Origin of the sequence: Bacteroides sp. AF29-11 (assembly GCF_003602895.1) — a bacterium.
Lineage (GTDB): Bacteria > Bacteroidota > Bacteroidia > Bacteroidales > Bacteroidaceae > Bacteroides > Bacteroides uniformis.
In genome coordinates this window covers 349,599-372,185 of record NZ_QTLY01000001.1, presented here as the reverse complement: position 1 = coordinate 372,185, position 22,587 = coordinate 349,599, and the positions used below count along the sequence as shown (strand labels likewise).

The following is a 22,587-nucleotide window of genomic DNA, read 5'->3' as shown; positions in this document are numbered from 1 at the left end:
TAAAAGCCCTATATCGAGCAGAACAATGTCACCAGGAACGGAACGCTGAAATCGACCACAAACCCGTGGAAGATGGAAACTACGACAAACTGCTGTCCGGCTGTCCGTGTGATGATGGGCAGTGTGGTGTCCATCGTCGTGGCTCCTCCGGCAGAGATGGGGGCAAGGTTTCCGAACCATCGTACCAGCAACGGGGCGGCCAGCAGTGTCAGAATCTCCCGGCTGATATTGGCAAGCAGGGCGATGGTGCCCAGCTCGGCTCCCTTGTATTCGGTAATGAAGATGCTGGAGAGCGAGTAATAGCCGAATCCCGAGCCTACGGCCAGACAGTCCGTTATAGAACGGTGTGTCAGAATCAGACTGACGGCTGCCGAACCTGCCAGTGTTCCCAGTATCGTCATGATGGGCAGGAATACCAGCCGCGGATTGAGTGAACGGAAGTTCTTCAGGGTCTGCGGGTCGTTGCCTACGCTCAACCCTACACTGAACATCAGCGCGCAAAGCGCGTAGTAGCTGATATTGGTTTCTGCAATATCAAAAGGCAGCAGATGGCACACACCACAAATCGTACCCAATACAAAAAAGCCCACAATGATAAGACTTCCTTTCATGCCCTGCCTCCTTTCCTTTTATACAAGGCTCTCCAGAGTGCCCAAGCAGCGATAACACTTCCCAAGGTCCCTCCCAGGGTGAGTATCACAGCTTCAAGACCTATGGTATGGAGCCCCTTGATGATTTGCTCGTTGCTTCCGACCTCGATGCCGAGGATAAACAGCAGCAGCCAGATGAGCAGGGTGATGATTTGGTGGATTTTCTTTAAGTCCCGTTTCCGTAAGAGATAGCCCAACAGCATTCCCGTGAGCATTAGTCCGATGATTGTAAACATATCTATGTCGTTTTTTAGTGGCAAAGATAGTATGGTCTATTTTTGCAGGTGCAAAGATAAAGCTTTCAAAGTAAACGAGGCGGCATTGCCGGGGCGAATGCCGCCTCGATATACTATTTGGAGAAAAGGATTATTCGTTTATTTCATTGTTGGTCTGAATCTCCATCAGAGGAATGGGCAGGAAGGAGTGGGTAGATGCACTGAATCCGGTTCTGCCGTCAGCCTTCATGGCTTCGTCCAGTTTGCCCCAACGACGGAGGTCGTAGAAGCGTGAGTTTTCCAGTGTGAATTCCACCAGACGTTCATGCTCAATTTGCGCTTTAACAGCAGCTTGGTCACTTCCGGTCATGGCAGGCAGCTTGCCGTGCACGCTACGTACTTCGTTAATCAATGGAATGGCTTTTTCTGGATGACCTTGTTCATTGTAGACTTCAGCCTTCATCAGCAATACATTGGCATAACGCATCAGTGGCATGTTGGTACCTACGTAGTTTTGTGCGTAGTCGCTCCAAGTTGAAGGCATGTATTTACGGTAATTATATCGGGTGGCGGAATTCTCATCATAGATGTCATCGTAATTGTACCCCAGGATGTGCCCGCCTTCGTAGTAATACGGATCATCAAACATCATGGAACCATAGGCACGGGCATCGTACATGTTACCTTCGGCAATGCGTCCTTCTTTCAGAAATTCGTTGTACATCATGTCGCTGACACGGATTTCGTCCCAACCGGACATGCTGCCCGGAGCCACCCAGAAGTGGAGTACGTGCTTGTGGAAAGTACCGTCGGCCGTACTGTTGGTAAACTGAAGTTCCAGAATGGACTCTTTGCAATTTTTGTTGGTTCCGTCGAACATGCTTCCGTAGTCGGACTCCAGTTCGTAGCCGGTCACTTTGTTGAAAGCGGCTTCTGCCAGCCCCAGGTATTCGGCCTTTTTGTCACTTTCTTCATAAGCACGGGTCAAGTAAGCCCATCCCAGGTAAGAGTAGGCTGCTCCTTTGGTTACACGTCCCGCTTCGGAAGAAGGGCGGTCTTGTGGCAGCATGCTGCCTGCTTTGTCCAGTTCAGTACAGATAAAGTCCCATGCTTCCGTTCTGGTAGACAATGCTTTGTGAGTCTGGGATTCTCCGGTCAGATATTCATTGCGGATAATGATTTTCTCCCAGCTCATAATCAGTTTGAAATGATAGTAGGCACGCAGGAACAGAGCTTCGCCCGTAAGATGGTTCTCGTCATCGGCACTCATCTTCTCACCGCTGGTCTGTACTTTGTCAATACCGTATAATACGTTGTTGGCGTAGTTGATGCCATTGTAATTGTTCATCCAGTATTCTTTGATGCTGGAGTTCTCATTGTTGTAGGTGAATCCGTACAATGCAGCCCATTCCGGATAGTTGTTGACGTCCTGGCCTTTTACCATCTCATCGCTACGGAAGGTTTCCACAACAAACTTGACTTCTGCAACCGTGTAAGAGCCGGTGCGGTTATCCAGCTGGCCATATACCGCTGATAGACCTGCCTCTACATCGGCTTTATCTCTCCAGTATTTGTCTGTAGAAAAGTCGGGAGACTCTGTCGTCAGGAAATCATCGCATCCTGCCAGTAAGGCGGCGCATAAGAAAGAGGCTATATATATAATTTTTTTCATTGTCTTCTTGTTTTTAATGGTGATTAGAATGTAACTTGCAGACCTACTACAAATGAGCGGGTGAACGGGTATACAAAGGAGTCTACACCGGTGTCCAGAATGCTTGAAGAGAATTCAGGGTCGATACCGGAATATTTAGTGATGGTAAAGAGATTCTCTCCACTGACATAGAGGCGGCATTTTTCAAGATACATTTTCTTAGCTAAAGCTCTGGACAAGCTGTATCCTAACTGCAACTGGCGAAGGCGGACGAAGTTACCGTTTTCGAGGAAGCGATCGGATTCACGGGTATTTTCATTCGGGTCACCCAGTACAGCTCTTGGCATACTTGTTCCTGCGTTTTGCGGTGTCCATGCATTCATGGTGCTTGTGAAGTAGTTTCTACCGGCGTCCATTCCTTCATAATACAGACGGTTTACGTTGTAGAGTTTGTGCCCCCATGCACTGCCAAACTGGAAGGAAAGGTCAAAGTTCTTATAGGAACCGCTGAATGACAAGTTGGCTTCCACCTTGGGAATACCGGAACCGGAATATACCTTGTCGCCGGAGTCGATGCTTCCATTGCCGTCTACATCCTTGAAGCGGATATCACCGGCTTTGGCACTCGGCTGGAGACGTTCGCCTGCACTGTTTACGTAAGCAGCAGCTTCTGCATCAGTCTGGAATATGCCGTCAGTCTGATACAGCCAGAAGCTGGCTACCGGATAACCTTTCAGTGTTTGGGTTACGAAGTGGCCGTCACCCTTCCAGGCAGAACCATAAAGTACCTGGTTCGGGTCTGCCTTCAACATTTCGTTGTGGATGGTAGAAAGGTTGAAACCGATATTATAGTCGAAACCGTTGATGTTGTCTCCATAGTTCAATTCAAGCTCGAAACCTTTGTTTACCATCTTTCCTACGTTGACAGTAGGATTGTAGATACCTGCAGAAGGCGGCATGACTTTTTCAATCAGTAAGTCTTCCGTTGTGTTGTAATAGTAGTTAAGGCTACCGCTCAACTTATTGTTGAAAAGACCGAAGTCGAAACCGATGTTTTTGGTATCGGTAGTTTCCCAACGCAAATCGTCGTTTACCAGATAGAGGTTGGACATGCCGGCCCAAGGATTACCACCTTGTATGTAGCTCATCCATTGGGTGTTGCTGTTACTCATTGTTGGCGCATAATAGTAGCCCAGTGCACTCTCGCTACCCAGGCGTCCCCAGCTGGCGCGGAACTTCAAGTTGCTGATAGGGGTGTTTTTGGGGAAGAAATCTTCCTCGCTGATTCTCCATCCCACTGCTACGGAAGGGAAGGTACCCCAACGGTTGTTTTTACCGAACTTGGAAGAGCCGTCGGAACGTACAGTCACTTGCAGCAAGTAACGGCTGGCGTATGAATAGTTGAAGCGTCCGAAGAAAGAAGCGCGGTTGTAATCGTAGAAAGTACCTGTGCCGGCAAATGTACCGCCGATACCTGCATCGATTGTGGGAGATGTCGGGTCGAAGAATCCGCCGGGAACCTCGCTGGAACTCAGACTGCCGCCTACTACATCATATTCGGTTTTCTTGCCTTCCACGCTGACAGAACTTTTATCCTGATGGGCGGAAATGATGGAGTTACCTACCATGGCAGTAACGGAGTGCTTGCCGAAGTCTTTCATGAAGGTCAATACATTCTCGAATGTTTGCTTACGATAGTATGAGTTGTACTCGTAGTTATAAGGATAGAGGCTCGGCTCTTGTGCATTGGCTTCGTATTTGGCACGATGATAACGGTCGTTGTAGTAGTAACCGTCGTACGTATAGCTTGTTTTGAATGTAAGCCACGGGGCGAGCTTCATGGTCAGACCGATATTGCCGGTAATGTCGTAGCCCGTATATTTTCTGTCTTTGTAATGGTCGTCTGCCATGACATTACGGTTGGTTGGGAATTCCATCTTGGTACCGTCTACCGACATGTCGGTCAGACCGTATCCGTATGTCTGGTTTTCGTCGTAAACGGGCACCAGTGGCGAAATGGAGTACATTTCTTTCAAGGAATACTGGGGCTGTTTGCTTTGTGTGACCTTGAAGTTCAAGCTCGCATCGAAATCAAAGATATATTTGTGCGCATTCAGTTTCAGGCGGGCATTATCCTGGATGTAAGAGTTACCCTTAAAGATACCCTTCTCGTCGGCATGCCCATAAGAAAGTGAATATTTGGCAACTTCAGAACCTCCGATGAGGTTTACATAATAGTTCTGTGCGATACCGGTACGGAGCATTTCATCCTGCCAGTTTGTATCGGCACCGGTAGGGTTCTGTCCATTCTTGTACGTAAGATAAGCGGGCTTGTTTGTTCCTGCATTCTCGTACATCATGTTGTGCACTTTCAAGTAGCCGTCTGCATTGAGCATGTCGAACTTCTTGGCTACCGAGTTGACCGTCATATACGTATTAAAGGAAACTTTCAGCTCTCCTTCCTTTCCGTTCTTGGTAGAAACGATGACTACACCATTGGCGGCCACAGAACCGTAAATGGCAGCGGCGGCACCATCTTTCAGGATTTCCATGGATTCGATATCCTGCGGATTGATGGTGTTGATGTCACCAGGATACCCGTCGATGATGTAAAGCGGCTCATTGTCACCCATAGTCTTGATACCACGGATTTTTACAGAAATGCTTGCACCTGCATTACCTCCCGATTTCAAAACGCTTACACCGGCAATTTTACCTTGCAGTGCTTCGGTTGCGCTGGTAGTGGCACGCTTCATCAAATCTTCCGCTTTCACCGAAGAAATGGCACCGGTCATATCACTCTTCTTCATCGTACCGTAACCTACGACTACGACTTCATCCAGCATTTCAGAATCATCTTTCAATGCTATTTTGATGTTCTTCTGCCCGTTGAGGGGAATTTCCTGGGTTACATAACCCACATAAGAGATTACCATAGTTGCTTTGGGAGAGACTGTCAACGTAAAGTTGCCGTCAACGTCGGTGATGCAACCATTACTGGTTCCTTTTTCCAGGACACTGGCACCGATAAGAGATTCTCCTTTGGTATCGGTTACGGTACCGGTTAGCTGGATGGTTTGCGCTAATGCACTTAGCGGCGCTAGACATACAAAGAGTAAGGCAAGTAGTAATACTCTTTGCATTGAGAAATACTGTTTAATTTTACCCATGTGTGATAAAGTTTTTTAAGGTTAATACTTTGTTTTTCACAAGGGCAAAGGAAGCGATATAATTAAAAGGTTGGCTATGAACTTTATCTATAAAATATCTACAAAGGGGGTTGAAAGTACTGTTATTTAATCTACAATCCGATTGCTAAATCGTTGAATAATAGTATTATATTCTAATATGATCTATCTACAAGAGAGCTTTTCTCTTTGGCTTCGTTTTTAGAAACTCTGAAGGTATTCAACCAAGTCTTCTTCTGTGGATAAGTTCAAAGATTTGCGTAAACGATACCGGTTCATATTGATTGTTTTGGGAATGGTACCGGTTATCATGGAGATTTCTTTGGTTGACAGATTGACGCGTAATAGAGTTGCTAGGTATTTTTCACCTTGCGTCAGATTAGGATGCTTTAGTGCGAGCCGGTCCAGGAATTCCTTGTTCTTTTCTTCTATATTCAGCAATAAGCTACTGTTTGTCTTATCTCCGCTTTGATATTGGCTGATGAAGGCATTCACTTTCTTCAGGTGGGGAATGAGTGTTTGGTTATCCATTTTATAACCCTCTTTAATCATTCCACGTATCTTGTCGAGTAGCTCATTGCGGCTTCTTAGGAACACGGCAAAGCTGGTAACCTCCTGGCGGCTGTCATCCAAAGCACTCTGCACGTTTTTCAGTTCCATTTCTTGCTGTTGTAGTTTCAGTTCGGATACTTCGCGTTCGGAGAGTTCCAGCTGATAGCGGGTTTCAATCAGTTGCAGGTCTTTTCTGCGTTTATACCATTTATATAAGAAGATACTGACAGCCAAACCGAGAATAAGTATGCTGCCCAAGAGCCATAGATTGCGTTTCAGCAGTTCTATTTCATAGATTTGTTCCTGCATTTCAGTGGCATGCTTCTGGTCTTGATATCTTTTATAGGAGATTTCCAGCTCAATGTTACGCAGCTTGTTACTGCTTTGTAGCTCTTTGCTCAGGTGCTGCATTTTCTCCAGGTATTTATAGGCTTGGGCATAGTCACCTATAGCTGCATATACCATGGACGAATATTCGTAATTGTCGCAAATCAGTTCGCGGGCTCCGATGTTGTGGGCATACTCGTAGGCTTTATGCAAGGCTTCCAAGGCTTTGGAGTATTGCTTGTCATAGTAATACTGTTTCCCCATGTTGTTGTAGTTTTCGCCAAGAGACCATTGGGCATCCAGATTCTTGTTGATGGTGATGGCTTCCTGGATGAAAGAAAGTTTCTCTTCCGTATTTCCCCGGTACAGACAGAGGTTGTTCAGGTTGGTTGCAATCTCTTTCAGGTTTCGTTGGGCACGGTTGATGGCCAGCGCACGCTGGAAGAAACGCTCGGCAACGGTAAATTCACTCATGAAGTGGTGCATTACTCCACGTTCGTTATAGCATCCGGCCACAGAGGTGGAATCGCCGATGGATTTGAAGATGGAGGTTGCTTTGTCGTTCAGTTCAATGGCTTTGTTGTAATCGCCTAGTTTGCTGTATACACGCCCCATCAAGGAGCAGAGTTGTGCCATTTGTTTTTTGTTGGTGGGATGGATATATTTTTGGGTGTCATAAAGATTCTTGATACTTAGGTCGAAGTTCCCCAACAATTGTTCGGCTTGACAGTAGAGAATCATAGCTTGTGCGCGGACCTCACTGGGCTCATCTTCGGGAAACAAGGCAGAAGCCTGAGCTGCATAGTAGGAAGCTTGTTTGGGGTTGTTGTACAGGTATTTCTGTGCTTGGTCAATCAATTTCTGTGCTTGCTGCATGTCTTGAGCTTGCAGTGGGGCGGCTGCTGACAGAAGACATACGAGTAGTAGACATAGGTTTTTCTTCATGGCATCGTCTTGTTTCTGCAAATTTAATTAATTCTTCTTAGAAGTCAGGTTTCCCTCCAAAAAGATTTATCTTTGTGCCTCAAAGATAGCGATATATATGTTATTACCTTATTTGAATGAAGACTTGATAGAGGCGGGATGCGATGAGGCCGGTCGCGGCTGTCTGGCCGGTGCGGTCTATGCCGCTGCCGTTATTCTGCCAACGGACTTTAAGAATGAACTTCTGAATGACTCCAAGCAGCTGACGGAAAAACAACGCTATGCCTTGCGTGAAGTGATTGAGAAAGAGGCTCTGGCATGGGCGGTGGGCGTCGTCTCTCCCGAAGAAATTGACAAAATCAATATTCTTAATGCCTCCTTTCTTGCCATGCACCGTGCTGTTGACCAACTGAATGTCCGTCCGCAACATCTGCTGATAGACGGCAACCGCTTTAAAAAATATCGGGACTTGCCGCATACTACCGTAGTGAAAGGAGACGGGAAGTACCTTTCCATCGCTGCCGCCTCCATTTTGGCAAAGACCTATCGTGATGACTACATGAACCGCCTTCACGAGGAATATCCGTATTATGACTGGAATCGTAACAAGGGGTATCCCACCAAGAAACATCGTGCCGCCATTGCTGAGCGGGGCACTACACCCTATCATCGCTTGACGTTCAATCTCTTGGGGGATGGGCAGTTGTCGCTGAACTTCGGACAATGATGCTGTTTAGAACCACTTAATCCTTCTGAACCATACGAATGTCACTGCTGATAATATTGCCGACAAAAGTATGATGAAAATAAACGCGTGCGGAAAACTCTCCAGGTGGATGTCCACATTCATGCCGTAGAAACTGGCTATCAACGTGGGAATCATCAGTGTAATGCTGAGGCTTGTCATACGTTTCATGATGGCATTCACATTGTTGGAGATGATGGAGGCGAAGGCGTCCATGGTTCCCGTCAGAATATCACTGTAGATGTTCACGGTATTGTATGCCTGCTTCAACTCGATGACCACGTCTTCCAATAATTCCAAATCCAGATAATTGGTGTCCTGAAAGATGTTTTTCAGCCGTCCTATCATCACTTCATTGCCACGGATGGAAGTGTTGAAGTAGACCAGCGTCTTCTGCAGCTTCATCAGTTGCAGGAGGTCTTCGTTGCGGATGCTTTTCTCCAGCTCTTTTTCGGCGGTGGCCACGTCGTTGTTTATCTGTTTCAGATACTTCAGGAACCAGACGGCGGAAGAGTAGATGATTCGCAGAATCAAATCCAGTTTATTGTTGACGACTATGTTCTTCCGGCGTGTGTGCTGGATGAAGTCCGGTATCAGCTCCGTGTGGTGATAGCAGACAGAAACGATGATTCCGTCATTGGTGATAATGCCGATGGGCACGGTGATGAACGGCACGCCGCGTTGGTTGCTCTGCATCGGGATGCGGAGGATGGTCAGCAGCCAGTTGTCTTCTGTTTCCGTACGCGGGCGCTCGTCCACGTCGGCTATGTCTTCCAAGAATGATTCGGGAACTTTCAGCTCTTCGGTAAGGAATTTGAAATCATCGTTGTCCGGGCATTCTACGTTGACCCAGCAGTTGGGTTGCCATTCGGCCTTTTCAGTGAAGCCGTTTTCACTGTAGAGATACTTTCTCATTGTTTGCCTCCTTTCAGGTTGGAACAGAGGCATTGCAGTCAACGTCTCCGTTCGTTTTATTGGTGAATACTATTGCACGTTCGTGGGTTTGAATCGTCCATATTTCTTGTTTTTTATTTTTTAAGCGTGGCAAAAGTACATAAATCATTTGAAACAGTACGCTTTAACAGCTGTTTTTTGTACCTTTGCAGCGCAAAAACAGGTTCCTACTATAAAGAACGTTTGTATCATACAAAAAGATTATACAATTAAATTCGATTAATATTATGAGTAAGAAAGCCCTTTTAATGATTCTTGATGGCTGGGGCATCGGCGATCAAGGTAAAGATGATGTGATTTTCAATACACCTACTCCGTATTGGGACAGTCTGTTGGCAGCTTATCCGCATTCCGAGCTTCAGGCAAGCGGTGAAAACGTTGGTTTGCCCGACGGACAGATGGGTAACTCTGAAGTAGGTCACCTCAATATCGGTGCCGGACGCATCGTTTACCAGGATTTGGTGAAGATTAACCGTGCTTGTGCCGATGGCAGCATCCTGAAGAACAAGGAAATTGTTTCTGCTTTCTCATATGCAAAGGAAAACGGCAAGAATATCCACTTTATGGGACTGACCAGCAACGGTGGCGTGCACAGCTCTTTTGACCATTTGTTCAAACTCTGCGATATTTCCAAGGAATACGGCATCGAGAATACCTTCATCCACTGCTTTATGGACGGTCGTGATACCGACCCGAAGAGCGGTAAATGCTTCATTGAGCAGCTGACTGCCCATTGTGAGAAGTCTGCCGGCAAGATTGCTTCCATCGTGGGACGTTTCTATGCCATGGACCGTGACAAACGTTGGGAGCGTGTGAAGGTTGCCTACGATTTGTTGGTAAACGGTGAAGGGAAGGTCGCTACGGATATGGTCCAGGCTATGCAGGAGTCCTACGACGAAGGCGTTACGGATGAATTCATCAAGCCGATTGTGAACGGTGGCTTCGACGGTACCATCAAGGAAGGTGATGTTGTAATCTTCTTCAACTACCGCAACGACCGTGCCAAGGAATTGACCGTTGTCCTCACCCAGCAAGATATGCCCGAACAAGGCATGCAGACCATTCCGGGCCTGCAGTTCTACTGCATGACTCCGTATGACGCCAGCTTCAAGGGTGTACATATCCTTTTTGATAAGGAGAATGTACAGAACACATTGGGCGAATATCTTGCTGCCAATGGCAAGACCCAGCTGCACATTGCCGAAACAGAGAAGTATGCACACGTGACTTTCTTCTTCAACGGTGGCCGCGAGACTCCCTACGATGCTGAAGAGCGCATCCTGGTTCCTTCTCCGAAGGTTGCCACTTACGACTTGAAGCCTGAAATGAGTGCGTACGAGGTGAAGGACAAGTTGGTTGAAGCTATCAAGACCCAGAAGTTCGATTTCATCGTGGTGAACTACGCCAATGGTGATATGGTGGGACATACCGGTATCTACGAAGCTATCGAGAAGGCAGTGAAAGCCATCGACGAATGTGTGAAAGACACCGTTGAGGCTGCCAAGGCAAACGATTATGAAGTAATCATCATCGCCGACCACGGTAATGCCGACCATGCTCTGAATGAGGATGGTACTCCGAATACTGCCCACTCTCTGAACCCCGTTCCTTTCGTTTACGTTACTGCAAACAAGGACGCCAAGGTTGAGAACGGTGTATTGGCTGACGTAGCTCCTTCTATCCTGCATATCTTGGGTATGGAGCAGCCGGCCGAAATGACTGGTAAGGATTTGATTAAGTAAGGCGTCAAAGCCGTAACAATATTTAGACGCGGATTATACGGATTCCACGGATGCTCTTAAAGTTGAGTCTGTGCAATCCGGATAATCCGCGTCTTTTTTCAATAGAACGATTATGATACAGATTGGTGATGTTGTGGTTTCTTTCGATGTTTTGCGCGAGAAGTTCTTGTGTGACTTGGATGCCTGCCAGGGGATTTGCTGCATTGAGGGCGATGCCGGTGCTCCCGTAGAGCTGGACGAGGTGGAGAAACTGGAAGAGGTGCTTCCGCTGATTTGGGACGAGCTTTCTCCCGAAGCCCGTACCGTGATAGAGGAGCAAGGTGTGGTCTATACCGATTGTGAAGGTGACCTGGTGACTTCTATTGTAAACAACAAGGATTGCGTCTTTACCTGCTATGATGATAAAGGCTGTTGCTATTGTGCCATCGAAAAGGCTTACCGTGAGGGTAGGACCAACTTCTACAAACCTATATCCTGCCATCTCTATCCGATAAGGGTGGGGAACTACGGACTCTATAAGGCAGTGAACTATCATCGTTGGGATGTCTGCAAAGCCGCTATACTGTTGGGGCAAAAGGAAAATCTGCCCGTGTACAAGTTTCTGAAAGAGCCGCTTATCCGTAAGTTTGGTGAGGACTGGTATGCAGAGCTGGAATTGGTAGTGGAAGAGATGAAAAAACAAGGAATCCTATAGTTCTTCCGTGCGGAGACGGGCCTCTTCTTTGGAGGAGAAGAGGGATAAAGGAAAAGCCCCGGTCAGCAGGATTATCCTGCCCGTCCGGGGCTTCCTCGTTGTAAGATGTGAGGTTGGTTATTTATTATTTATTAAGCGTCAATATTTGCATACGTTGCATTCTTTTCGATGAAATCGCGGCGCGGGCCCACGTCTTCACCCATCAGCATGGAGAAGATATAGTCGGCTTCGGCTGCATTTTCAAGATGCACCTGCTTCAGCATGCGGTTTTCCGGATTCATGGTGGTTTCCCACAACTGTTCCGGGTTCATTTCACCCAAACCTTTGTAGCGTTGGGTGTGTACTGCGTTTTCCGAACCGCCGCCGTAAGTGTCGATGAACTTCTGGCGCTGCTGGTCTGTCCAGCAATACTCTTTCGCCTTGCCTTTGGTGCAAAGGTAAAGGGGAGGAGTGGCGATGTACAAGCAACCCTGCTGGATAACTTGCGGGAAGTAGCGGAAGAAAAGCGTCATAATCAGCGTGTCGATGTGAGAACCATCGACGTCGGCATCGGTCATGATGATAATCTTCTTGTAGCGCAGCTTGTCAATGTTCGCTTCTTTGCTGTCTTCACCGTCCACGCCGAAACGGATGCCCAGCGCCTGGATGATATTGTTTACTTCGTCGCTCTCGAATGCCTTGTGCCACATGGCCTTTTCCACATTCAGAATCTTACCGCGAAGCGGCAGGATAGCTTGGAACGCACGGTTACGGCCTTGCTTTGCTGAACCGCCTGCCGAGTCACCCTCGACGAGGAACAATTCGCATTCTTCTGGGTCCTTGCTGGAGCAGTCGGCCAACTTACCGGGCATGCCACCGCCGGACATCGGCGATTTGCGTTGTACGGATTCGCGTGCCTTACGTGCGGCGATACGTGCCTGGGCGGCAAGAATCACCTTGTCTACAATCAGCTTGGCTTCCTTCGGGTGTTCCTCCAAGTAGTAGGTGAGGGCTTCGCCCACAGCCTGGTCTACGGCACCCATCACTTCGTTGTTACCCAGCTTTGTCTTGGTCTGTCCTTCGAACTGAGGCTCTGCCACCTTGATGGAGATAACGGCAGTTAATCCTTCGCGGAAGTCGTCGCCTGCAATCTCTACCTTGGCTTTCTCCAGCATCTTGTTGTCTTCGGCGTATTTTTTCAATGTACGGGTCAGTGCACGGCGGAAACCTGCCAAGTGGGTACCCCCTTCAATGGTATTGATGTTGTTTACGTAAGAGTGTACATTTTCGTTATAAGAAGTGTTGTACATGATGGCTACTTCCACCGGTGTGCCTTGCTTCTCGGTGTTGATGTAGATTACATCGTTCATGAAGTGTTCGCGTGAGGAGTCCACGTAGCGCACAAATTCCTTCAGGCCTTCTTCCGAGTAGAAGATTTCCTTCTTGGCATTTCCCTCTTCGTCCTTTACGCGAAGGTCGGTCAGTGAAATCTTGATGCCTGCGTTCAGGTAAGCCAACTCGCGCATGCGGGTGGCAAGAATATCATAGTTGTAGACTGTTTCCGTAAAGATGGTATCGTCCGGCCAGAACTGCTGGCGTGTACCGGTAATGTCTGTTGTGCCCACTTCCTTGACGGAGTAGAGCGGATGTCCGCAGGAATATTCCTGCTGATAGATTTTTCCGTTACGGAAAACCTGGGTAGTCATGTGTGTAGACAAGGCGTTTACGCAAGATACACCTACACCATGCAGACCTCCCGATACCTTGTAGGAACCTTTGTCGAACTTACCTCCGGCATGCAGTACGGTCATTACAACTTCCAGTGCGGATTTCTTTTCCTTTTCGTGATAGTCTACCGGGATACCACGTCCGTTGTCTTGTACGGTGATGGAGTTGTCCTCGTTAATGGTGACTTCGATGTGGTCGCAATAGCCGGCAAGTGCCTCGTCGATGGAGTTGTCCACAACCTCGTACACCAGGTGGTGAAGCCCTTTGCTGCTAATGTCGCCAATATACATCGCGGGACGCTTTCTCACTGCTTCCAAACCTTCCAGTACCTGGATGTTTTCGGCAGAATAGCTCCCGTTATTGGAGTGAATCTGTTCTTCAGTCATAATCTTTTTTCCTTATTGTAATAACAGAGCAAATATAGTGAAAATCCTCGGGATATGGTGCTAAACAAACGGATAAATTCGGGTAGTTTACAGCTTTTTAGCACAGAAAAGAAACTTGTGTGGAAGCAGGTAAATAGAGAGGTATAAATGAGAAAGGCCGGACTAAAAAGTCCAGCCTTGTAATATCTTTTGTGTAACAGTCAACTTAAACCAGCTTGTTGATATAGATAGCCAATTTTGACTTCAGGTTGTTAGCCTTGTTCTTGTGGATTACATTAGTCTTAGCCAATTTATCCAACAGTTTTGTGATACCCGGATACATCGCTGTTGCTGCAGCTTTGTCTGTAGTAGCACGAAGCTTACGAACAGCGTTTCTCATGGTCTTGCCATAATATCTGTTGTGAAGTCTTCTTGTTTCTTCTTGTCTGATTCTCTTCAGTGATGATTTATGATTTGCCATCTCGACTAATCTTTTTTAATTCGTTTATTTTTTTATTTTGTAGCCCGTGGGGGAATCGAACCCCCCTTTCAAGAATGAAAATCTTGCGTCCTAACCGATAGACGAACGGGCCATCCTTTGGTGAGCGTTTCCGCTCTTGCAAAGAGCCTTTATTTCTCGTTTGCGGATGCAAAGGTAGAAACTATTTTTGAATTACCAAAACATTCGCAAGAAAAAAATATAGCTTTTTGTTGCTTTTTGTCTTAGGGTGGAATTTTATCTGCTGAAAATCAGTGTGGTATGTGCTTTTATTTTTTTACACTCCTTACCTTATTTTTTTATTCTTCTCCTTTTGTTTCTCTTCTTTCGGGCTTTTTTTGTAGCTTTGTTATCAGATTGAAACCAGATAAAGAAATCGGGAATGTTACAGAAAACACTGGGAATTGTGCTGCATACCTTGAAATATAAGGATACATCTCTCATTGCAGACATCTATACGGAGGTGGCTGGCAGGGCTTCCTTCATGGTGTCCATACCCCGTTCGCGCAAGGCGGCGGTGAAGCCGGTACTCTTCCAGCCGCTGGCATTGGTGGAACTTGAAGCCGATTTCCGTCCTAATGCCACTATATATAAGGTGAAGGAGGCGAAGTCTCTTTATCCTTTCGCCACGCTTCCCTACGATCCCTACAAATCTGCCATCGCTTTGTTTCTTTCGGAATTCCTTTATCGCGCCGTCCGGGAGGAGGCAGAGAACCGTCCGCTGTTTGCTTATCTGTATCATTCCGTCATCTGGCTGGATGAATGCAGGGAGGGGTTTGCCAATTTCCATCTGGTCTTCCTGATGCGCCTTTCCCGTTTTCTCGGTTTGTATCCCAACCTGGAGGATTATCATGCCGGAGATTACTTCGATTTGCAGAATGCTTGTTTCACTCCCTTGCGTCCGCAGCTCCATTCCAATTACATCGCTCCCGAGGAGGCGGCCCGCCTGACACAGCTGATGCGCATGAATTATGAAACGATGCATCTTTTCACCATGAACCGGTTGGAGCGTACCCGCTGCCTGAACATTATGAATGAATATTATCGTCTGCATCTGCCGGATTTCCCGGTATTGAAATCACTTGAGGTATTGAAGGAGCTTTTTGATTGATTATCGTCGATGTAACGGCCCAATAAGTGTGCGCTGCCTTTATTATAGGAGTAGGGAGTTTTACTTACTGCTGTAAGGGTCGTTACGATAAGCTGTAACGGTCGTTACAATATAGGGTAACGACCGTTTCAATATAGGGTAACCGTCGTTACATCATTAGGTAACGGCTTTTACATCTTATGGTAAACGGTCGGTAAATATAATGCGTTGATAGATAGCGTATAATCTCTTGTGGGGGAGGATATGGATTGGTATGTAAAAAGCCGTGTTCAACAGACTTTGGACGCTGAGTCCCTCTGTTGAAGCACGGCTTATATGATAGGGGAAGTGTATTTCTTTATCCCAGCAACTCTTTTACTTTGGCTGAGATGGCGCGGCCTTCGGCAAGTCCGGCAAGTTTCTTGCTGGCTACACCCATCACCTTGCCCATGTCCTTGCCGCTGGTGGCGCCGACTTCGGCTATGATTTCCTTCAAGGCTGCCTCCAGTTCTTCGGCGCTCATCTGCTTGGGCAGATAGGTTTCAAGCACCTTTACTTGTGCCAGCTCATCGTCTGCCAAGTCCTGGCGACCTTGCTGTACATAGATTTCAGCGGCGTCTTTGCCTTGCTTGGTCAGTTTTTGGATAATCTTCAAAGCATCTGCATCGCTCAGGGTATCGTTGGCTCCGGGAGCGGTTTTGGCTTCAAGGAATACTTTCTTTACGTTTCTCAATGTTTCGAGAGCCACTTTGTCTTTGGCTTTCATGGCTGTTTTAATGTCTTCGCTGACTTTTTCAAATAAATCCATATTGTTATAGGTTTACTCCTGTTCCCCCGAAGGGGAGGAGGATGGTTTTACATATCGGGAACGGAAAAATCAGAAGGTGATGACTCCCCCTGCACCGCCTTCTGCCTCTTGCGCGGCTTCGGTGGCGAGCTGCCCTTCCTGCTCTGCCTTCATCTTGATGCTGTTCAGCGTGCTTTTGTCACGCAGATAGGTCGGAGAATTCTCTACCATGCTGATGATGTCGGCGTTGTCCATGTCTTCGGGATTGAAGAGATAGATATGGCGACGGCGGCTGCGCTGGGAACGGGCATTGGCATCCTTGCCATAGTACACTTCGCGGCGGTTGCGTCTCTGTTCCTCTTCCTCCTCCAGCTCGGCAAGGCGTTGCTGTTCTTCGGCGGTGCGCTGGGTGATGCGGTCGTCCATTTCCTTCATGTGGATGTCCTGGATACCGAAACCGGTGGCAAGCAGGGTGATTTTCACTTTCTGTTCCAGCTTGTCGTCAATGGCCATACCGAATTTGGTTTCGAAGTCGCGGCTGAAACGGTTCATGAACTCCTTCACCTCGTCCATCTCGCTCATCATCAGCTTGTATTGTGCACTGTAAGAGATGTTGAGGAGTACTTTCTTGGAGTTGAAGATGTCGTTGTTGTTCAGCAACGGCGAGTGCTGCGCGTTCTTGATGGCTTCGCTGACACGGTTGTCACCTTCGCCGTAGCCGGTACTCATGATGGCTACGCCGCCGTCCTTCAGCACTGTTTTCACGTCGTTGAAGTCGAGGTTCACCTTTCCATGCAGGGTGATGATTTCGGCAATACTCTTGGCGGCTACCGAAAGGGTGTCGTCGGCCTTGTCAAACGCGTCGTCTACGGATAGCTCGCTGTATATCTCGCTCAGCTTTTCATTGTTGATGACCAGCAGGGCATCTACGTGCTTGCTGATTTCCTCTACGCCATCCAGTGCCTGGTCTATCTTCTTGTCGCCCTCCCAGCGGAAAGGGATGGTGACGATGCCGATGGTCAGGATGTCCATTTCCTTGGCGGTTTGTGCAATGATGGGTGCGGCACCCGTACCGGTACCACCGCCCATTCCGGCAGTGATGAATACCATCTTGGTGCCGTCGTTCAGCATATTCTTGATGTCTTCGATGCTCTCTTCTGCTGCCTTGCGGGCACGGGCAGGGCGGTTTCCGGCTCCCAGGCCTTCTTTTCCAAGCTGTAACTTCACGGGCACGGGAGAGTCCTTCAACGCTTGGTTGTCTGTGTTGCACAGTACGAACGTCACGTCGTGTATACCTTCCCGGTACATATGGTTCACGGCATTGCCGCCACCTCCACCTACACCGATTACTTTAATGATTTTCGGTGAATCGGTCGGGAAATCGAATTGTACTATATCTTCCATAATAACTTAATTTTCTGGCACATTATCACATTATTACTTCATATCGTCGTCCGAGAAGATTTCGTTGGAAAGCTTGTTGAAAGTCTTTTCGAACCAGCTGGGGCCTTCTTTCTTTTTCTTCTTCTTTTCTTCCTTTTCGCGCAGCTCCCTTTCTTTGCGCTCACGCTCCTTGCGTTCTTTCTCTTCCTTCTCGCGCTGTGCCTTGGCGGCGCGTGCGGCGGCTTCCTGCTCTTTCAGCGCTTCGTCGTCAACGAATATGTCGACCGGTTTGGGAGGAACATTGGAGGCAGGCTGCTGCACCGGCTTCACCTCTTGCAGGCAGCAATTCTCGTTGCCGGCAGCCAGCAGGCCCAGCAGTGTGTTGTGCATGCCGTCCTTCTTGGGCTCGTCGCTGCGTGTGTGGACGGTGGTCTGTACGAACTTGGCGGTCTTTACCTTTTCAATCTTGCTCACTCTATGGAAGGCTTTCTCAAGATTCTTCAGATTGGCTCCTCCACCGGTGAATACAACACCGGAGAAAAGTTTGTCCTCGTAGCCGGAAAGTTGCAACTGGTTCCATACGTTGGCAAGAATTTCTTCTGCACGTGCTCCGATAATATTGTTCAGCAGGGCCAGTTCAAAGGTACGGCCGTCTTCCGACGTGCATACGGCAGGGGTCTCGGCGTCTTCTTCCTCCTCGTAGAGGGCATCACCGTATTGCAGTTTCAGCTTCTCGGCATCTTCCTCTTCCATTTGCAGGGAAGTGATGTCGTGGGTAATGTTGTTTCCACCCAGCGGCAGTACGCTGAGGTAGCGCAGGATATTGTTCTTATAGACCAGCACGGTGGTGGTGTCGGCACCGAAGTCCACCAGTGCACAGCCTGAACGCATCTCGTTTTCGGTCAGCACGGCTTTGGCCAACGCAGTGGGAGCCACGAGCAGGTCGTCGGCAATTTCCACTTTGGCTTGCTCGAAGCTGTGCTCGAGGTTCTTCTTCAGCGAGGCACGCGCCACGATGTTGAGGAACTGTCCGGTGATGTATCTTCCGGCAACTCCTACGGGCTCCACATGCAGCGTGTTGTCTATCTTGTATTCTTGCGGGGCTACATCCAGCACACTCATGTCTACCAGAGGTACATCACGGTTCTCGTCGCAAATCTCGTCTACCAGTTCTTGCGAAATGATGCTCTCTTCCTCCAGCGTACGGCTTACCGCATTCCTCACCGTGCGCAATGATTGTCCGCCGATGCCTACATATACTTTGGCGATGGAGTTGTTCAACTGGCCTTCCAGCTTGTTGATGATGGAAGTCAGCGCTTGTGCGGCCTTGTCAATGTTGTAGATGGCCCCTTTGTGTATAAACGGGGATGCATCTTCGCGTGCATAAGCCAACACCTGGATACTTCCGTCACTGCTCTTCTTTCCTGCGATACCGGAAATCTTGGAAGAACTCAACTCGATAGCGGCGATGAAATCTGTTGTTGCCATATCTATTTATTTACTATTTTACTATTTACAATTTACTATTTGCTGCGCTTTGATAAAGAAGGACTATTAGTAAATCCCTTTCTCTACTCTCTCTTTGTGCAGATGATTTGATTATCAAATTCAACGCTGATACGGGAGTATTTGTTCCAACCCACCTGGTTCAATCCTCTTTCGTAGAATGCCTTTACACGTTTCAGCTTCTTCTCGAATCCGGCAATCTTGCCTAAATAGATAAGATGGTCGCCGACACGGGGCACTAACTCGATGTTCTTGCCGGGCAATACGTGAATTTGCTCTATCTGTGCATTCCAAAAAGAATTCTTTTGCAAAAATACACCAAACTTATATAAATCCCTCATGGCAAACGACTTTTCTACATTTCCGGTTACAACGGCGAGGTGTGCAACGCACTTTGCATCGGGGGGCATCACGGTACCTTTGTTGTCCAGATAGTAGTTTTCGCCGTTGGCGCTCATCACGCGCAGGATGGGGGTGCGCTGGGTCACTTCGATGCAGAGCTTGCCGCTCGGGGTTTTGTAGCACTCCACCTGGTCGATGAGGGGATGCTTGGCAAGTTCGCGCTCCAAGGTCTTGGTACGCACGCGTTCCAGGTCTTTCCCAATGGGGCTGATGCCTTTCTTTTCCAGCAGGGTAGCTACTTCCTTCTTCGTGATGAAGCCGGCATATACCGTGTCTTTTATCACCAGTTCCACGTCTTGGCACACCTGCGAGGTGGGCTTGCGGTTGAAAGCTGTGACAGCCACTACCAGGTAAGCAATGACAAGCAACAGAACGATAGAAAGTAGAATCCTTTTAACCATGATATTTTTCTGATAATAGTTGGGTGATTTGGGGCGCATAGTTGTCCAGGTCTCCGGCTCCCAGCACTACCAATACTTCGGTGTGCTTTTGGGCGAGGAGGCTGAGGACGTCTTCTTTCCTACAGATGCATTTCTCGATGCCGGGGCGGAGGTTGTCATAAATCAGCTGACTCGTCACGCCGGGAATCGGTTGCTCGCGGGCAGGGTATATCTCTGTCAGAATCACCTCGTCGGATAGGGAAAGGCTGTCTGCAAAGTCACGATAGAAGTCGCGAGTACGGGTGTACAAGTGGGGCTGGAAGATGACGGTTATCTTCTTGTCTTGGTACAACTCGCGGACGGACTTCACGCTTTGGGCTATTTCGGCAGGGTGGTGGGCGTAATCGCTGAGGAATACAATCCGGTCGTTCTTCAGCTTGAAGTCGAAGCGGCGGTCCACTCCGCGGAAGCTTGCCATGCCTTGCTTGATTTCTTCGTCGGTGGCACCGCTGAGATGGGCGAGTGCCATGGCGGCAACACCATTCTCGATGTTGATACTGACGGGAACCCCCAACTGAATATCGTTGATGCGGGTGTCAGGCGCCACGAAGTCGATGAAGATTTCACCGTTTCCGATGCGGATATTCTCGGCATGGAAGTCGCCTTCGTTGCGCGAGTAGGTATAGGTGGTGACGCCCGGTTGTACGTCGGCTTGCATTTCCAGTCCTTTGTGCAGAATCAAGGCGCCGCCCGGCTGGATAAGCGTGGTGTAGTGGCGGAAGCTTTCGAGATAGGCTTCTTTGGTGCCGTATATATCCAGGTGGTCGGGGTCGGTGGCAGTAATGACACTCATCCAGGGCGATAGCCAGTGGAAGGAGCGGTCGAACTCATCCGCTTCGATAACGGTATAAGGGCTGGTGGCGGAAAGCAGCAGATTCGTACCGTAGTTCTTCGAAATGCCTCCGAGGAAGGCGGTGCAGCCCACGTGTGACTGGTGCAGCAGGTGGGCAGCCATGGTGCTGGTGGTAGTCTTGCCATGCGTACCTGCCACGCACAGGCCTTTACTGCTGCGGGTGATGATGCCCAATACTTGGGAGCGCTTATGTATGTTGAAGCCGTTTTCACGGAAATAGGTCAGTTCTGCATGCCCTTGCGGCACGGCGGGGGTATAGACCACGAGCGTGCTTGCCTTGTCTTTGCACTCCTCCGGAATAAGGTCGATATCCTCTTCGTAGTGTATCTGTGCTCCTTCCGTAATCAGACGTTCTGTCAGTTCGCTCGACGTACGGTCGTAGCCCGCTACTGTCTTTCCTTTAGAGAGGAAATAGCGTATCAGAGCGCTCATGCCGATGCCGCCGGCACCGACGAAATAAACGGAGCGAATGGCTTCAAGCCTCACCCCCTGCCCCTCCCCCGTAGGGAGGGGAGATGAGTTACTATTGCTTATATTTTTATTCATATTCAAATTTTTTCTTCAAACTCTTCTTCCAAAAGTATGATATTATAAAAAGAACGATAGCAGTACTATCTATTCCCCCCTCCCTACGGGGGAGGGACAAGGGGAGAGGCTCTTCAATACCTCCTTCGCAATAATTGTCGCCGAGTCCGGCAACGCTAGCTTGGCGATATTCTTGCTCAAGTCTTGCAGCTTCTCGGGGTTAGCGATTGTCTCCAACGCCACCGGCAGCAGCTTCTCTTTCGCTTCCACATCCTTCACATAGATAGCTGCATCCTTATCCACCAGCGCCAGCGCATTCTTGGTCTGATGGTCTTCGGCCACATTGGGTGAGGGAACCAGGATGACCGGCTTGTGCAGCAGGCAGAACTCGGAGATGGAACCGGCTCCGGCACGTGAAATCACCAGATCGGCAGCGGCATAGGCGTTTGCCATATCCTTAATGAAGTCCGTCACATACAGATTCGGAATGGCACTGATATGCGGGTTACGTACGGCTTCTCCCGTAGTGGCTGTAATGGCTTCTCTGACTTGGTCAATGTATATCTTGCCAGTCTGCCAGATAAACTGTACGTCGGGGTGGGTACGAATGACATCCAGTCCGGCAGTCAATGTCTGGTTGATGGTACGCGCTCCAAGACTGCCGCCCAGAATGAGGATAGTCTTCTTTTCCGGGTTCAATCCGAAGTACTTTACGGCGTCTGCGTGCAGGATGGAATGTCCGAGCAGGTTCTGGCGCACCGGATTACCTGTCATGATTATCTTTTCTGCCGGGAAGAATTTTTCCATACCTTCGTAGGCCACGCAAATCTTGCATGCCTTCTGTGCCAGCAGCTTGTTGGTGACACCGGCGTAGGAATTCTGTTCTTGTATCAGCGTGGGAATACCCATCATGCCCGCCATTTTCAGCGTAGGACCACTGGCATAGCCACCTACACCGACGGCTACTTGCGGGCGGAACTCCTTGATGATGCTCCGTGCTTTCCACTGGCTTCGTATCAGTTTCAGCAGTACGGAGAAGTTCTTCCACAGATGTTTACGGTCGAATCCGGCAACGGGTAAGCCTATAATCCGGTAACCGGCATCTGGAACACGCTGCATTTCCATTCTTCCTTCGGCACCTACGAAGAGAATCTCCGCGTCGGGACACAACTCTTTTATGGCGTTAGCGATGGAGATGGCCGGAAAGATATGTCCTCCGGTACCGCCGCCGCTGATGATAAGCCTCACCCCCTTCCCCGTAGGGAGAGGGGTAGAGTTACTTTTGGTTGTATAGTTGTTCGCCTCTTTACTCATATTCTTGTTCTTTTTTATTTTTGTATTATTGGCATGCTCTCCATTACTCAATTATTCTTTTCTCCCCTCCCTAC

18 protein-coding genes and 1 tRNA gene are annotated in these 22,587 nt (G+C 48.5%); 4 read left to right on the top strand and 15 right to left on the bottom strand.

Translation table 11 applies throughout. From position 1 onward, the window contains the following. Nucleotides 1–8: 8 nt before the first annotated feature. The 5 genes from DWZ03_RS01375 to DWZ03_RS01355 all read right to left on the bottom strand — a co-directional run bounded on the left by DWZ03_RS01375 (nucleotide 9) and on the right by DWZ03_RS01355 (nucleotide 7,528). The gene (locus tag DWZ03_RS01375) at nucleotides 9–611 is read right to left on the bottom strand and encodes a lysine exporter LysO family protein (protein ID WP_005830487.1); all 603 of its coding nucleotides are present in this window, start codon (nucleotides 609–611) and stop codon (nucleotides 9–11) included. Then, nucleotides 608–886, bottom strand: a complete 279-nt coding sequence (locus DWZ03_RS01370) for a LysO family transporter (RefSeq protein ID WP_057097774.1) — start codon at nucleotides 884–886, stop codon at nucleotides 608–610. The genes DWZ03_RS01375 and DWZ03_RS01370 overlap by 4 nt, the downstream gene beginning before the upstream one ends. 130 nt (nucleotides 887–1,016) lie before the next feature. Next, entirely contained in the window at nucleotides 1,017–2,537 is a 1,521-nt protein-coding gene (locus DWZ03_RS01365) for a RagB/SusD family nutrient uptake outer membrane protein (RefSeq protein ID WP_057097764.1), read from the bottom strand. Between the two features lie 23 nt (nucleotides 2,538–2,560). Further along, nucleotides 2,561–5,686 carry a SusC/RagA family TonB-linked outer membrane protein gene (locus DWZ03_RS01360; protein ID WP_098031811.1) on the bottom strand — a complete coding sequence of 1,042 codons (3,126 nt, stop codon included), beginning with the start codon at nucleotides 5,684–5,686 and terminating at the stop codon, nucleotides 2,561–2,563. Between the two features lie 219 nt (nucleotides 5,687–5,905). Then, on the bottom strand, nucleotides 5,906–7,528 hold the full coding sequence (locus DWZ03_RS01355) for a tetratricopeptide repeat protein (RefSeq protein ID WP_057097772.1): 1,623 nt from the start codon (nucleotides 7,526–7,528) through the stop codon (nucleotides 5,906–5,908). A 97-nt stretch (nucleotides 7,529–7,625) separates the two neighbouring features. On the opposite strand from DWZ03_RS01355, the gene DWZ03_RS01350 reads away from it, so the two are divergent. After that, a complete protein-coding gene (locus DWZ03_RS01350) occupies nucleotides 7,626–8,234 on the top strand; it encodes a ribonuclease HII (RefSeq protein WP_044468435.1) in 609 nt (202 codons plus the stop codon). Nucleotides 8,235–8,240: 6 nt separating this feature from the next. On the opposite strand, the gene DWZ03_RS01345 is transcribed toward DWZ03_RS01350, so the two are convergent. Continuing rightward, nucleotides 8,241–9,167, bottom strand: coding sequence for a magnesium transporter CorA family protein (locus tag DWZ03_RS01345; protein WP_005834540.1), 927 nt, complete (start codon nucleotides 9,165–9,167; stop codon nucleotides 8,241–8,243). Between the two features lie 266 nt (nucleotides 9,168–9,433). Here DWZ03_RS01345 and gpmI point away from each other — a divergent pair, with 266 nt between their 5' ends. Beyond that, complete coding sequence (gpmI, locus tag DWZ03_RS01340) at nucleotides 9,434–10,948, top strand: 2,3-bisphosphoglycerate-independent phosphoglycerate mutase (protein WP_117680932.1); 1,515 nt, start codon at nucleotides 9,434–9,436, stop codon at nucleotides 10,946–10,948. Nucleotides 10,949–11,060: 112 nt separating this feature from the next. Then, on the top strand, nucleotides 11,061–11,642 hold the full coding sequence (locus DWZ03_RS01335; protein ID WP_119958052.1) for a DUF3109 family protein: 582 nt from the start codon (nucleotides 11,061–11,063) through the stop codon (nucleotides 11,640–11,642). 131 nt (nucleotides 11,643–11,773) lie between these two features. On the opposite strand, the gene gyrB is transcribed toward DWZ03_RS01335, so the two are convergent. The 3 genes from gyrB to DWZ03_RS01320 all read right to left on the bottom strand — a co-directional run bounded on the left by gyrB (nucleotide 11,774) and on the right by DWZ03_RS01320 (nucleotide 14,307). Then, nucleotides 11,774–13,735, bottom strand: coding sequence for a DNA topoisomerase (ATP-hydrolyzing) subunit B (gene gyrB / locus DWZ03_RS01330; protein WP_005830422.1), 1,962 nt, complete (start codon nucleotides 13,733–13,735; stop codon nucleotides 11,774–11,776). A 205-nt stretch (nucleotides 13,736–13,940) separates the two neighbouring features. After that, the gene (gene rpsT / locus DWZ03_RS01325; RefSeq protein WP_016272441.1) at nucleotides 13,941–14,195 is read right to left on the bottom strand and encodes a 30S ribosomal protein S20; all 255 of its coding nucleotides are present in this window, start codon (nucleotides 14,193–14,195) and stop codon (nucleotides 13,941–13,943) included. Nucleotides 14,196–14,235: 40 nt separating this feature from the next. Continuing rightward, nucleotides 14,236–14,307, bottom strand: a tRNA-Glu gene (locus DWZ03_RS01320). Between the two features lie 288 nt (nucleotides 14,308–14,595). Here DWZ03_RS01320 and recO point away from each other — a divergent pair. After that, on the top strand, nucleotides 14,596–15,324 hold the full coding sequence (recO, locus tag DWZ03_RS01315) for a DNA repair protein RecO (protein WP_005834546.1): 729 nt from the start codon (nucleotides 14,596–14,598) through the stop codon (nucleotides 15,322–15,324). Nucleotides 15,325–15,661: 337 nt separating this feature from the next. On the opposite strand, the gene DWZ03_RS01310 is transcribed toward recO, so the two are convergent. From DWZ03_RS01310 to murG, 6 genes are all read right to left on the bottom strand, one after another. Next, nucleotides 15,662–16,111: a GatB/YqeY domain-containing protein gene (locus DWZ03_RS01310; protein ID WP_005830410.1), complete on the bottom strand. Its 450-nt coding sequence runs from the start codon at nucleotides 16,109–16,111 to the stop codon at nucleotides 15,662–15,664. A gap of 69 nt (nucleotides 16,112–16,180) precedes the next feature. Next, nucleotides 16,181–17,494, bottom strand: coding sequence for a cell division protein FtsZ (ftsZ, locus tag DWZ03_RS01305; protein WP_005830408.1), 1,314 nt, complete (start codon nucleotides 17,492–17,494; stop codon nucleotides 16,181–16,183). A 33-nt stretch (nucleotides 17,495–17,527) separates the two neighbouring features. After that, entirely contained in the window at nucleotides 17,528–18,961 is a 1,434-nt protein-coding gene (ftsA, locus tag DWZ03_RS01300) for a cell division protein FtsA (RefSeq protein WP_008662688.1), read from the bottom strand. An 83-nt stretch (nucleotides 18,962–19,044) separates the two neighbouring features. Further along, the gene (locus DWZ03_RS01295; RefSeq protein ID WP_005830403.1) at nucleotides 19,045–19,782 is read right to left on the bottom strand and encodes a cell division protein FtsQ/DivIB; all 738 of its coding nucleotides are present in this window, start codon (nucleotides 19,780–19,782) and stop codon (nucleotides 19,045–19,047) included. Next, nucleotides 19,775–21,220, bottom strand: a complete 1,446-nt coding sequence (gene murC / locus DWZ03_RS01290) for a UDP-N-acetylmuramate--L-alanine ligase (protein ID WP_229122345.1) — start codon at nucleotides 21,218–21,220, stop codon at nucleotides 19,775–19,777. The genes DWZ03_RS01295 and murC overlap by 8 nt, the downstream gene beginning before the upstream one ends. Before the next feature lie 69 nt (nucleotides 21,221–21,289). After that, nucleotides 21,290–22,513, bottom strand: coding sequence for an undecaprenyldiphospho-muramoylpentapeptide beta-N-acetylglucosaminyltransferase (gene murG / locus DWZ03_RS01285; RefSeq protein WP_005834552.1), 1,224 nt, complete (start codon nucleotides 22,511–22,513; stop codon nucleotides 21,290–21,292). Between the last annotated feature and the right edge of the window lie 74 nt (nucleotides 22,514–22,587).